At 45.3% G+C, this 13,987-nt stretch carries 10 protein-coding genes; all 10 read right to left on the bottom strand.

All coding sequences use genetic code 11. The features are described 5' to 3' along the window. Nucleotide 1 precedes the first annotated feature (1 nt). Nucleotides 2–1,504 (bottom strand): hypothetical protein, encoded by a 1,503-nt coding sequence (locus tag H8K33_RS19210; RefSeq protein ID WP_186892688.1) that lies wholly within the window; start codon nt 1,502–1,504, stop codon nt 2–4. Between the two features lie 2 nt (nt 1,505–1,506). Further along, nucleotides 1,507–2,784 carry a hypothetical protein gene (locus tag H8K33_RS19205; protein ID WP_186892687.1) on the bottom strand — a complete coding sequence of 426 codons (1,278 nt, stop codon included), beginning with the start codon at nt 2,782–2,784 and terminating at the stop codon, nt 1,507–1,509. Nucleotides 2,785–2,805: 21 nt separating this feature from the next. Next, nucleotides 2,806–3,774 (bottom strand): ATP-binding protein, encoded by a 969-nt coding sequence (locus tag H8K33_RS19200; protein WP_246443744.1) that lies wholly within the window; start codon nt 3,772–3,774, stop codon nt 2,806–2,808. Nucleotides 3,775–3,876: 102 nt separating this feature from the next. Further along, a complete protein-coding gene (locus H8K33_RS19195) occupies nt 3,877–4,803 on the bottom strand; it encodes a helix-turn-helix transcriptional regulator (protein ID WP_343043852.1) in 927 nt (308 codons plus the stop codon). A gap of 1,099 nt (nt 4,804–5,902) precedes the next feature. After that, on the bottom strand, nt 5,903–6,982 hold the full coding sequence (prfA, locus tag H8K33_RS19190; RefSeq protein ID WP_186892685.1) for a peptide chain release factor 1: 1,080 nt from the start codon (nt 6,980–6,982) through the stop codon (nt 5,903–5,905). Between the two features lie 143 nt (nt 6,983–7,125). Further along, on the bottom strand, nt 7,126–8,400 hold the full coding sequence (gene hemA, locus H8K33_RS19185) for a glutamyl-tRNA reductase (protein WP_186892684.1): 1,275 nt from the start codon (nt 8,398–8,400) through the stop codon (nt 7,126–7,128). 90 nt (nt 8,401–8,490) lie between these two features. Further along, nucleotides 8,491–10,995, bottom strand: coding sequence for a CHASE2 domain-containing protein (locus H8K33_RS19180; RefSeq protein WP_186892683.1), 2,505 nt, complete (start codon nt 10,993–10,995; stop codon nt 8,491–8,493). Between the two features lie 31 nt (nt 10,996–11,026). Further along, nucleotides 11,027–12,730 carry a FecR family protein gene (locus H8K33_RS19175; protein ID WP_186892682.1) on the bottom strand — a complete coding sequence of 568 codons (1,704 nt, stop codon included), beginning with the start codon at nt 12,728–12,730 and terminating at the stop codon, nt 11,027–11,029. A gap of 198 nt (nt 12,731–12,928) precedes the next feature. Beyond that, the gene (locus H8K33_RS19170) at nt 12,929–13,621 is read right to left on the bottom strand and encodes a response regulator transcription factor (protein ID WP_186892681.1); all 693 of its coding nucleotides are present in this window, start codon (nt 13,619–13,621) and stop codon (nt 12,929–12,931) included. 99 nt (nt 13,622–13,720) lie between these two features. Further along, a complete protein-coding gene (gene minE / locus H8K33_RS19165) occupies nt 13,721–13,987 on the bottom strand; it encodes a cell division topological specificity factor MinE (protein ID WP_186892680.1) in 267 nt (88 codons plus the stop codon).

Genomic DNA, 13,987 nt, shown 5'->3' with positions numbered 1-13,987 from the left:
ATTACCCACCTTGTAGATTGGTATTCTCGTGATTCTTTTGAACAATGAGTTTTAATTGCTGCTCGATTTCGTGTAGCGATTTGATCACATTCGGCATAGCATTACCTGTATCGTATTTCGCAAATTCTCGTTTTACCTCGTCAACTAAGTTTTCGATTGATTTCGCTGTATCTTCAGCGCTCTGTGTCATCGCTTCATAGCGGCTGTTTAGTGACATGACATTTCGATTGCTGCCTGAGATTGCACTTAAACCAGAAGTAATATCCCCGGACAACTTATTCACCAATCCCGCCATCGCACTGACGTTGACATTCAAGGTATCACTCGTAGTAATGAATTCAATCTGTGCTTTCTTTTGTATATCCATCGATTCCTTAATGGCAGATTCAACAGAGTTCATTGTGGCATCAACACTTGCTGCCAAATCGCTCACAGCGGTAGATATGCCACTTGTGGCTGATTCTAAATTTTTTGACATTCCTTTCATGTTTTCGCCAAAATTTTCGCTCATCAAATCAATTGTCTGACCTAAGTCTTTCTTCAGTGTTGCGAGTACGTCTGCGACGCCGGATTGAAAATCACCAATCGCTAGTTTCAACTCACCAGCAGATTCGCCAACGCGGCCTGCCGCTGTTGCCATTTGCTCAGACGATGCTTGCATGGCGGTCAAATTACTTGAATTAGAATCGACAAACGAAGTTAGGATTTCACGTGTTAAACGTGTATCGGCAACTAGTATTTTGCTTTCTTCTAGTTGTAGTTTTAATGATGCCAATACTCCCAAAATTCCAGCTTTATTTTGCGTCGCAATTTCATTTTGTTGCATTAAAAGTTCATGACCTGTATTGAAGGAAATGCGGTTTTCGGAAAATTCAGATTTCAAGGTCGAGCATAAATTTTCATTTAAAAATTGAATCGAGCTAATGAATTCTGAATGTTCTTTTATCCGTTGTTGGGTGACTATTGTTCGGTTTTTATCTAGTTCTGCCTTTACTTTATGAATACACCAGCGCAAGCGAATTTCTTCGAAACGATCATATGACATCCAAATTTTCAAGCCAAGAAATGCAATGATTCCCCAAGTTGATGTCTTAAATTTTGTGCCTAATCCCTGCATCATAGACATCAAATTATTCATAGAGTCATCCATGCCGACGCCTGCAGATAGTATCGTCGATGCTTTGTTTAGCGCTATTCCTAGGCCAAGGAATGTTCCTAATAAACCTAAAATAAGGAGTATTCCTGGCATGGCTTCAGCTAATTTTTCCCATGTGGTCGCGACGGCGCTACTTAAGTCGGTCACGGAACCATGTTCTGCATCAAGATCATCTGAGGTGTCATTTAATGTGCCTCCATTCCACTTTAGTTCCCAATTTTCCGGCGTTGCTGATTTTTTTACTTTAAAGATCGTAAAGAATGCGGTGCCAAACATCAAAATAAAGAATACTACTTGGATAGATTCATTTAAATTTGGAATTAGAAAACTAAAAATATCGCTATTCATACTTATGCTCCTACTTCAATTTCAATTAATTTTTTTAATCGTTGTTTGCAATCTGCTTCGAAGATATTGGCGTAGTCGATGATCAAAGATTGCTGTTCTGGTGTTAAGTCTTCCCAACGCTTGCCATTTTGGGCGCAATCGATAATAATCATCCCTGCAGCAGCACTTTCCTCTGCTAAATATTCTTTGCCTTCCGCAATTAGTTGTTCTGGATCTTTTTCAAGTACCTGCAGAAATCCTTCGGCAGCAGAAACGTAATTTTTCATTTCTCGATTATGTTTTTCTAACGCCGACAATTTTTCTTGTGTTTCTGGCGAACGAGCCATTAAGCCGGAAAGCAAAATTTGGTCTTGCTCGGATAGTTCAGAAAGTCGCTCGGTGGTCTTCAGTCTGCGCATCAAAACAGTCTCTTTCGCGAAATCTGCGTTGAGTTCTTGCCATTCTGCACGCTTACTTTCTAGATTTTGTTCCCATGCCATGATCATTTCCTCGAAAACGAAAGGTAACAACTTGGAATTAAACCGGTTGAAGATTATTTCGTCTATCCGTAGCGCATCCGCATCGGACAGTGTTGGATTCTTTTTGATTAACTTGGCGCCAACTTCTAACATAAACATATCGTCGGAGCTGATCTCCTCAATACTGCTAGCTGAAGTTAAGGCTTGTTCAACATTGGCAAGTAGCTTTTGGGTTGCCCGTAAACGTAAGTAATGGTCAAAATTGTCGACAGCATTTTCTTCAAAAATAATCTTAATTACAGATTGAATCTTGACATAATCATTGATCATTGAAGCCAAGGCCATTGCGTGCTTAGCATCGCCTGTTACTTGTGTTGCCGCCTGTTCGAAAACTTCTTTTCGCTTATTCGCTTCTTCAATTTCTTTCGGATCTAGATAGGTTTCCTTCAATTTCTTTGCGGTCGAGATCGTCCAATTAATCGCCGCCTCGATTTTTTTTAATACTGGAGAATCTTCAAGCTTCAATAAAGTCTGCAAAGCATGATCAAAAATCGTGATTGCCGTTGAAAGCCAAGGCCAAGGGGCTAACTTTGCCGCTTGTTTTAGAAAGGGCGAAATAGCTGCGACATAGGGCTTTACTTTAGACCAAACTTCTTTCACCCCATCCACGAAGTTCTCTGCTTTGTCTGCCATCCAACTCACTGCTTTGCCTGCAATCTCTCTAGCACCTTCCCAAGCTCTACTAGCTACGTTGCTTACTGCACTACCAATAGAGGAAACAGCGCTACCAACGCTCGAACAGAAATTTGAAAACCATCCCATTTTGTGGCTCCTTAAGTTATGTTATAAAGAAATACCGAGTAAATTTTTAGCTGCTGCAATGTCAAGAGGTCGTTCGCGTTTTGCAGTTGCATTGACCGCGACCTCTGTATGTGCGGTTCGTATTTGCGAGATCGCTGAAAGAATATGTTCAGATGTTAAATTGGCAGGTGATGTGAGCCGCTCAGATTCGAGCAGCACTTTAGGTAGCGCTAATCGCATGCACGTACGGATTTCTCGACCAGAAAAACCCTCTGACATTTCGGCACAAAGTGATATCAGCGTTTTTCGATCCTGAGCAAGAGGAATATTAGGAACTAGCATGCGATCCCACAACAGGGTACGCGCATTTAGATCCGGTAAGGCAAAGTGAATATGATGCCCTATACGACTTCGGAATGCCTCATCGTAGTTTTTTGCAAAATTTGTTGCGAAAATTACGATGCCATCGAATCGCTCCAATTCAATCAGTAATGTGGAACGCATTGCATTGACTTCATTATCGACACCTTGTGTGACGGACGATAGTCGTTTTCCCAGCAATGTGTCTGCTTCATCAAAAAATAGTATGGCGCCAGCCAGTCGTGCCGATTGAAAGGCAGCTTGAATATTTTTTGAGGAATCGCCCATCATTTTGCTCTCAATTTCCGCGATACCAATTTGGATAATTGGTAGGCTTAATGTTCCCGCGAGCGCTTGAGCAGCTAGGGTTTTACCTGTCCCAGGTGGGCCGTAGAAATTTAGAATGGTACTCATGCCTAGGGGGTCAACTGCTGCAAATCCCCAATCTAAGTAAATTGTTTTATGGTGTCGTAACTTCGCCATGCATTCATCTAGTTGCAGTCGCGTTTCGTCGGCTAGTATTACATCGCTATTTAAAGTCAACTTACTTTCGACTTCTTTGAATACACTGTGTTTTGAATGACTTTTCGTAGCATCTAAAGGCGGTATTTCCATTTCAGGCGCTGGCGGTACATTTTTTTTTGTGTTCATTCTTTTGCTTTCAGAAAATTAATTACTTAGACTAAATTGAATTCTATTTCGAACGTATGAAATCACAATAGCGCGACACAATGTGTCGCTAACCATCCACCATCACAACAAGGATGCTCGCACAACATTCCGCACTTGGGTACCAAAACCACGTAGCCACCATTCTAGTTGCGCGGTATCGACGACCGTTGCACAAATCTGGTATTCCTCGCCTTGGTCAATAACTGTTTGATCCAGCGCAAGTGGTGATTCGAGAAGATGGCGTCCGGCGATCTTGGTGATCACAAATGTCAAGCGCACTTTGACACCTTCACCAAATCCAAAGCGGCCATCGGCATCATATTGTTCAAGGTCGAATTGGGGGCGTTCAAATTCAAATGGTGTTGCCTTTGCTTTCGCAATGCGATGCAGAGCGAGGCTGCGTTCGTTGTCGTGGCCGTCAAAGCGGCATGCGAGATAAAGCCTAGGACCTTGTTGCGCCAGACCTAGTGGCATGACTTTTGAGTTAGTGACTTTGTCGTTGGCGTTGCGATATTCAATTTCTAGCCATTTATTGGCGTAGAGAGCATTGCTGACCTCTTCCAGTACAGTCGCATCCACTTGTGGTGGCAACAGCGGTTGGGTCGTGCTGACAACGCGTACTTTTTGTAGCCATTCGCGCTCTTTCTTTGCCTTGCTATAGGGGTTTAAATTGCTCTGTGCTTGCGAAAAAAATCCTTCCATCGATTTGAATAAATTTTGTGGCAATAGATGACGCAGGTGTTCTTGTGCCAATGCGAGAAGCAAGGATTCTTGTTCACTTAAGACAGGTAAATTCAAGCCATTTGATCGCTCTTTCCACCGATATCCATAGGGTTTGTTTCGTGTATCACATTCGATCTCCAAGTCCTCACTGAGGGTCGAGAGTAAGCGTTGGATCGAGCGAAGGTTTCGAACATGGCCTGCTGCTGCGAGTTGATCACGTAGTTCTGTAGCAGTGATTTTTGTATGACGAGGAATGCGCTTAAGAAGTTCGATGGCAAGTAGCACGCTCTCTTGGGTGCTTGATCTTTTGTGCATGGGAATCGGGCGAAAGATTATAAAGGGCTGATTTTTTAATTTTAAACAAGCGCTAAGCATGATTGCGGTTCGAGCTTGGTGCGATCTATGGCAAGCGCGATTTTGCGTCACAATGGAATGATGAATGTGAAGCAGTGCAAGAATGATTTTCTGTCGATTGAATTTTGTTTTGGCGTTATGTTGTGAAAAATAGAGGAGTTAGAATGTTTTGAAACGATGAGCTTATTGTTTTCGAACTGGACATGCAAGAAATTTCGCATGTTCTTTTGGATTAAGATGCGGCGATTTTTTTGACGTGTAAAAAAGGTGCTGGGACCTTTACGTGTAAGGATGATCCTTGATTGGAATCAGCATAGGCATAAGCTTGATCGGACATCCAGCATTTTCCTTTGCGCTTGTAAGACTGGATTAAGTCCGGAATGACAATTCCAGTGTTTTCATTTGACTTATATTACTCTTGTCGCTAGAACTGAATAGTCACAAACAATTCAAATCAAGATGATTTGTTATCCGAGGAACTAGCACTAATCAGTTCAGCAAAACCGGCTTCTTTGACTAGTGAGAGTAAATGGCTTCGCATTCTCCAATTTTCGTCTGCTTCTTCGTAGCATCTCTGTAACTGTCGCTACCATCGAATCTAGAACGCTTATATTCGTCGTATGCACGCTCTGCTAAAAAAGAGATGGTGATTAGCTTGTTCGATTAACTTCAAGGCTTCTTCATGCGTCATGGGATTTCCTTCATTCGTTAATACAATCATTTGGAACAATGCTCATTGACTTCTCTTAGTCAATCAATTTTGCGAGTATGCGCGGAGTCGGAGGTGAGCTACAATTTTTAGATTGCTACAGCATTGATTTTCTCAAACCCATGATAGTCGGCATTGACGGAAATCACAATAAAGAAACCACTATGCGATGGATGCAAACGCTTGAAGTGTTGGGGGGAAACGTGCATCCAAACTCATGCATTGCATGACAGTCGTGCAGACGCTTTATGTGCTCTGTGTTATCGAACTTGAAGACCGTCAATTGAAATTCTTTATCTCAGTTCAAGCAATGTAGCGAAATTAATCATCCCCCAAACTAGCCAACAACTCCGCCTGATGTTCCGCCACCAGCGCATTGGTCAGTTCAGTCAAATCCCCATCCATAATGAAATCGAGCTTGTACAAGGTCAGATTGATACGGTGATCGGTCATGCGGCCTTGTGGGTAGTTGTAAGTGCGTATGCGTTCGCTGCGATCACCAGAACCGATCAAGCTCTTACGGGTCGCCGCTTCTTCCGCTTGCTTCTTGCGCAATTGACCATCCATGATGCGGGTTGCTAATACGCGCATGGCTTGTGCTTTATTTTGGTGTTGACTACGACCATCTTGGCATTCAACTACGATGCCGGTTGGGATGTGCGTCAAACGTACTGCGGAATCTGTTTTGTTAATATGCTGACCACCGGCACCTGAGGCGCGGAAGGTATCGATGCGCAGATCGGCATTGTTGATGACAACGTCGGTCAATTCATCCGCTTCTGGCATGACTGCGACGGTACAAGCGGAGGTGTGAATGCGGCCTTGCGTTTCTGTTGCTGGAACACGTTGAACGCGATGTCCACCGGATTCAAATTTGAGTTTGGAATACGCACCAAAACCAGCGATACGGATGATGACCTCTTTATAGCCGCCGAGTTCGGAAGGTGATTCTGACATCACTTCAACTTGCCAGCGATTGCGTTCGGCAAAGCGGGTGTACATGCGCAATAAATCACCAGCAAACAAACCTGCTTCGTCGCCGCCTGTACCGGCACGTATCTCTAATAGAATATTGCGTTCGTCGTTAGGATCTTTCGGTAACAACATGGTTTGCAGTTCACGTTGCAAGGCTTCGATGCGATCTTTGCCTGCTTGAATTTCTTCTTGCGCAAAGTCCTTCATGTCAGGATCGTTCAACATCTCTTGCGCTTCGACGATATCGCTCTGCGCTTGTTGATAGTTGTGATACAGCGCAACCAAAGGTTCTAATTCCGCATGTTCGCGATTGAGTTTGCGATAGGTGTCTATATCATTGGTGACGCCTTCTTGTACCAGTAATTGACCCACTTCGACCAAGCGTTCAGAGAGTTGATCGAGTTTATGTAGCATGGATGGTTTCATGATTTTGTTTCGCTTTATGCTGTAGTGGCTCTCGATATTCTTGAATGTCGTTGAGCCATGAATAATTAAATCGGGGTGAGGTCGTCGTGACGACGCTGCAGGCGTAGCGCATGCACAAAGCATGCTCAGATAGCTGGTAGCAGCTAACGCTTAGTGCGGAATAATTGTGGCAGCAGGCGCACCAGATGTGCGCGTTCTTCGCCTTGCGCTTGATGCAAAGCTTGTTGCGGGCCGTGCAAAAACTTGGCGGTGATACCTTTGGATAAGGCTTCCAAAACGGCTTCAATATCATCGCCACGTGCTAGCATTTTGCGAGCGCGTTCTAGCTCGTGTTGACGAAACTGCTCGCTGCTTTCGTGTAGATCTTGGATAACTGGAACCACATGACGACCATCCACCCAATGCATAAAGGATTGCACGCGGGTTTCGATAATTGCTTCGGCTTGTGCCACAGCAGCGTGACGATTTTCTAAGCCACTTTGTACCACACTGGCTAAATCATCCACGGTGTACAAAAACACGTCGTCGAGTTGCGCGACTTCGGATTCGATATCACGTGGTACAGCTAGGTCGACCATAAAGATTGGACGATGTTTGCGTGCCTTAATTGCGCGTTCGACTAAGCCTAGACCGATGATGGGTAAAGATGAGGCTGTGCAAGAAATGATGATGTCGAATTCATGCAAGCAATTTGGTAATTCGGCTAGGCGAATGGCTTTGCCGCCAAAACGATTGGCGAGTGTCTCACCACGTTCTAAGGTGCGATTGGCAATCGTGATGTTCTTAGGATTCTGCGCAGCGAAGTGGGTTGCGCACAGTTCTATCATTTCACCTGCGCCGATAAACAGCACTTTTTGATCAGCAATTTTGTCGAAAATACGTTGAGATAAACGCACCGCCGCTGCCGCCATAGACACACTGTGCGCACCGATTTCTGTGGTTGATCGAACTTCTTTCGCCACCGCGAAAGTGCGTTGAAACAATTGATGCAAATAAGTACCAAGTCCACCCGCTTCATCAGCTTGACGAACAGCTTCTTTCATTTGTCCGAGAATCTGCGGCTCACCTAAGACCATAGAATCTAAACCCGATGCCACACGAAAGGCGTGACGCACCGCATTGTCTTGCGGCAGGGTGTACAGATGATGACGCAAATCCGCATAAGGTAGCTTATGAAAATCTGCCAAAAAATGCGCAGTCATGTCGATAGGATTATCTACATCGGCAACCGCGTAAAGCTCGGTACGATTACAAGTCGATAAGACGGCCGTCTCTGATGCCTGAGTCGATCCATTACGTGCAAACCACGTGCGCGCACCCACCACCGCCTGAGAAATTTGCTCAGGAGAGAACGCCACTTTTTCTCGTAAAGAGACTGGGGCAGTCGTGTGATTGAGGCCGACGGCGAGTAGTTGCATAGGATTATTTGGTTCGAGGGCGCCATTATAGCGCGACTCGCTTCGTGTTTCATGGCTGGCTTATGCTTCTTGCGCAAAATCAATTGCTATTTAGATATTGTGAGCTGGGATGGTAATCGTAAAACAAGTACCTTCACCCGGCACGCTGGTAAAACTGATATGTGCAAAATGGCGATCGATGACTGTTTTGACAAAGACCATGCCGAGACCAATACCGTCATTTTTGATCTGATCCGCTGGCTTGCCATGTCCTAAGCGTTGAAAACGTTGGAACAAGCGGCTTTGATCGGCGCGGGCGATGCCATAGCCCTGGTCTTGTATGTGACAGACGACGCTATCATTGAGGCTCTTGGTTTCAAATGCTAGCGTACATGTTACGGTGGTGTCGCAAGGGCTGTACTTGATCGCATTCGAGAGTAGATTGGTGAGTACGCGCGTCATTAAGCTGCGATCAACCCTTACTGGATAGTCGCCTTCTGGGATGTCAGTGACGATACGGATACGTTTCGCTTTCGCGAGCGTCCACATTTCCTCGGTGGCGTCGATTAACATATCTTGAAAGTCGATTTCGCTGTATCGATACTCATTCGATTCAGCATGGGCTAGTTGTACAAAACTATCGGCCAGACCGAGTGTCGTGTTTGATGCTTTTTCTATGCGGCTTAAAAATTCTTCGTGTTCGATTGCGGTCTTCGGACTTTTCTGTAATTCAATCAATGCCAGTATCGACGCCTGTGGCGCGCGCATATCGTGTGAAATGAAGTGCAGCGTCTCATCGCGACGGCGTTCTGCTTGCCGGATCTCTGAAATATCGAGAATGCTGATGATCCAACCGATTAACACTTTTTGACCTGAGTAGCAGGGTGCACTTTTAATGATTAGGTCACGATTTTTTGGATCGACGACTTCGACGCCTTTGATCAAGATATCACTTTGATTCAAATCGAGTATATGCCACCAACTAAAGCTATCGCGTTCATTGGCATATAGCGTGTGAGGGTGGCTCATGTTGGCGAACAGATAGGGCACCAGCGTGTCGATCACATGTGGCATGCCTATGCTATTGAAGTAGTCGACTGCCGCTGGATTGGTCAGGACTACATTGCCATCGGTGGTGGTGACCATGGTCGCATCGGGCAAGCTAGTTAGGCTATCGGTGACAAATTGGCGTAAATCGCGAACCCGTCGAGCGGCTGCTTGCATGGCGCTGAAATGGCGCTCTAACTTGTCTTGAATTAGCCGCTTTACCGGTGTCTGCGAGCCATTGGCAAGTGTGAGATCTGGGTTGAATTCGGGTAGCAAGTGTGGCTCTTGATCGAGCAAAATAAATTCTTCACCCAGAAAATCAATCGCCGCTTCAAGGCGTCGCCAGCTCCACAACGGATAGGCAAGCAGTAAAATCAGGACGCTGACCGCTGGTGGGAACCAGAATCCAAGTCTGAGTAGTGCCACGCTGGTGATGAGGGTCGTCAGTATCAGCCCTAAAACCGTGAATAAGGCTGTGCGTGGAGAAAAGAACCAAAAGCTGAGCAAGGCTGTGGCGATAATGAGGCAGGTGATGCCAAGAATTTGCCAATTCTGCGCTTGAACAATCGAGCGACCATCTAGCAGGCTAGCGAGTATATTGGCATTAAATTCTATCCCCGAAAGTGCGCCTTCATTGGATGTCACCGGAGTGGGGAATGCATCTGCCATGCCTTGTGCGGTGGTACCGACCAGCACATATTTATCCTTGAAAAAAGCGTCGGGGACTTCGCCCCGTAATACCGATACATAAGGGATAGAAGTGAAGTGTCCGCCACTGCCGTAATAAGGAATATGCATCTGATGATTGCGATGCCAAATACCTGCTTGGGTCGTGGTAATTTGTTGGTGTAAAGTGGAAACGGGTAGTGGTTTTTGGCTGGTCTTTGCCGAATTGGTTTCTTGATCAAGTTGTCCTATCTGATAGAGTGCCAGCGAAAAATGCGGCCACCATTGACCTTGGGTTCCTTCGTACAAAAACACGCTGCGCGCTACGCCATCTTCGTCGAGTTCGAGATGGATGTGGCCAAGTGCGGCAGCTACATCATTTAGCACAGGTGTTGGCTGCACTGCTTGCAAACCTTGGCCCGCATTGACAGATACTAATGGCAATACGACTTTCGCACTTTGTGCGATTGCGCTTGCTAACGCTTGATCGCCAATCGAATTGACTTGTTGATTTTGCTTCTCGGCACTTGGTAATTCTGCTTCGGTAAATACCACGTCGATCCCAATCGCACGTGGTTTTGCGGCCTGAATTTTTTGAATCAGTTCGGCATGACGAGTGCGTGGCCATGGCCACTTGCCTAATTCTGCCAAGCTATAATCATCGATCGCGACAATAATGATATCTTCGCGCGCACTTTGCGTTTGCCAGCGTAATAGTTGGTCATAAGCGGTTTGATCCAGACGTTGCAAACCATGGAACAAACTTAAAACACACGCCAAACAGAAAAGAAAAAGACTGAGTATTAGCCACTCATGTAAGGCGATTGATTGGCTTGGTTTGAATCGACGGCCGGAGTTCTTGTTCGCGCTACGAACCGCATTAGTATGTTTGCTGTTCAGCATGAACTCAGCCGTTTCTTCGTTGTTTCGTCATTCAAGGTTTTTGTGGTCGCACTGTTCCGCTCGCTGAATCTAAAGGATCACCGCTACCCGTAGTCCAGCGTAAAAAGATCTCGAATTTTTGTGGTTTAGAAAAATTGCCAACAAAGCGATCAGGATCTGTCGCCCGGACGCGAATATAGTAAGTACCAGCCTCTGGACGAGGAATGCGCAGATTTGCCTGATCGAGTTCTTTGCTCAAGTAAAGTTTTTTGAAATCGGCATCCTCGGCAATTTGCACCAGAAAACTTTGTCCTGGTTCTGCCGGCCAAGTAAATTCCATTTGGTTTTGACCAGTGTCTTTCACCTCATTCATTGCTTGTGGTGCCAATAACTGAAAACCCTGTGCAGGAGAGAAAGGTCCTTGGTCGATGGTCTGATTTTTTTCAATGATGGAAGCAACTCGCCAGAAATACGAACCAAGTGCGAGTTTGTCGGTGCTAAATTCCACAGCTGTGATATCGCTTTGATCAAGAACGATATGCTTGAATTGCACATCGCTTGCTACCTGCAGGCGATAGGCTTTAGCCTCGCCCGATTGTGTCCAGTTGAAACTAACACTTTCAGCGCGTACTTTGTGTTTGGGGCTCATCAAAAAAGGTGGTTCTGGGCGCGCTTTTAGTTTGAACGCATGCGTGCTTGGCATTCCTTCTAAACCGTTGGCGTCGATAGCAGTGATTCGGATAAAGTAGTTGCCATCATCCAGTCCTTCAAATTTGAATTGCAAATTCTTGTCATGCGCTTCTGCGACCAGATTTTGACTTTCTGCATCTTTAGAAATTTGCGCATGATATGAAACAGCCTGATTGGTCGCTTGCACTGAAAATTGCAAAGTTGGGCGTTCTTGTAATTGATAAGCATCGACTAAAATTGGTGCGGGTAAAAGGGCAATCGCTTTGCCTACGCCTGCTTTGCTGACGATATTCCCTTGCCCAGCAGGAAGCACCAGTGCTTGCGGCTTGTCTTTATTGCCGACGGCCACTCCACCTTCGAGCACTTCATTCGCTATACCGTTCTCGTTCACGCCAACACGGAAATGGGTGCCACGGACACCCGCAATTGCCAGCGGTGAACTGACTTCGAAACGACCTTTGTTTTGACTGAGTGGAGTGACTTTAGATTCCACCTTGCCTTGTACCAATTTAATTTGCGTACGCGGACTTTTGACATATTGCGTCATCCGTAATTTGGCCAAATTCACTTGACTGTTGGATGGCACAGAAATACGGGAATCGTCTGGCAATCCGAAAGTGACGAAACTGTTTTTATCGGTGCTGATTTGACTACCTTCATACACAATACTGCCAACCGCAAGGCTTGATTCTATGCCTTTAGCGTTGATTTCCTTCACATTGCCCGCGATAGCAAGTACGCGAGCCTGACTGGCTTCTTCAGGCAATAAATCGGCAGGGATGATAATTCCTGAACCGATCGGAATCGCTCTATCGTTGCGGACTTGGTTTAGCTTTCCTAATGCTTCCCAGTTATTCGGTGTTGTCGTAAAGCGTTTCGCGATGCTAGTTAAGGTGTCGCGTTCTAATGCAAAGTAGGTAATCCCAGCAGTATCGATTTTCATCGTGCCAGGCTGCCCTTTCAATTTTTCCGCCAAGCTGTTAGCGCTGCTCGTTAGAAAACAAATTATCAGCGCGATGTTAGCTAATAATTTGGCGGATGAGTTGCAGGCAGTACGGTCTAACATAGGATGCTCCAGCATAAGGTCATTCACAAGCTTGTATTTGATGTCTGTGGCCTTGCCTTAATCGTCCTGGCAAGGCGTTTGTGAATAGGCAGCAGTAATGATTCAATTAAGGTGTGACAATAAAAAAGAGTGAAGCGATTGGCTTCACTCTTCAAATTTACTTTTTATTCGCTAGTCATTGTTTATCGACGACGCTAGTTATTCTTTAGAGATTTGTTCCAGTCGATAACCATAGCTATAAACTGGCGCTAATCGATATCCATTTTCTGGGCGTAAATCAAGTTTGCTGCGCACGCGTGAAATATGGGTATCCATCGTGCGAGACGGAATTTCAATGTCACGTGACCAGACCGCTTCTAAAATGTACGCGCGTGATAATGGGCGTCCGAGGTTTTGGAATAACACCAAGGCCAGATCGAATTCTTTTTGAGTTAATTCTATGGGTTCATTATTTAACTTCGCGCGGCTGGCGCGTACATCAAATTCATAACATCCAAAAGTAATTAATTCGTTGGCGGTTTGCGTTGGATAGGCACGTCTGAGCAAAGCATTCACGCGAGCGATGAGTTCTGCACGGCGAATCGGTTTAATCATGTAATCGTCGGCGCCAGCTGCTAACCCTGCCACGATATCATCTTCACCTGAGCGACTAGTCATGAATAAAACTGGCAAGCTCTTAGATAATTTTTCACGCACCCAATGCAAAATTTCTGTCCCGCTTAAATCAGGCACTTGCCAGTCGAGAACCAGCAGATCGTAGCTTTCACGATGTAACTGGTGCAACATCGCTTTACCGCTGGAGAACGGATGGCACACATGACCGGCATCCGTTAAGGTTGCTACGGTCAAGTCGAGTAGATTTTGGTCATCATCCAGTATGGCAATTCGCATATTTTCTTGGGTAAAAAAGCTAGGTTACGAACAAAAAACAAAAAACTTGAGAGCACTAATTGTGAACACTAGAATACCGCTCTCAAGTTCTGGCGATTGTTAAATGCGTGAATCTGCGTCAGGCAGGATGACGTTCACGTCTAATACTTCTAAATTACCTTGTTTATCCAGTGATACCTTAATATCGTCGGGATTGACTTTGGTGTATTTAGAAATGACTGCGATCAGTTCTTCACGCAAAGCCGGCAGAAAATCATAGCCCTCGCGTCCGCCATTGCGTTCACGCGCAATGATAATTTGCAAGCGTTCCTTTGCTGCACTGGCGCTCTTCGGCTGTGATTTAAACAGAAAATCAAGCAAAGCCAT

The sequence above is a fragment of the Affinundibacterium amnicola genome (assembly GCF_014284275.1).
GTDB lineage: Bacteria > Pseudomonadota > Gammaproteobacteria > Burkholderiales > Burkholderiaceae_D > Undibacterium > Undibacterium amnicola.
The sequence above is the reverse complement of the archived record's forward strand: the minus strand, read 5'-3'. Positions and strand labels throughout refer to the sequence as shown.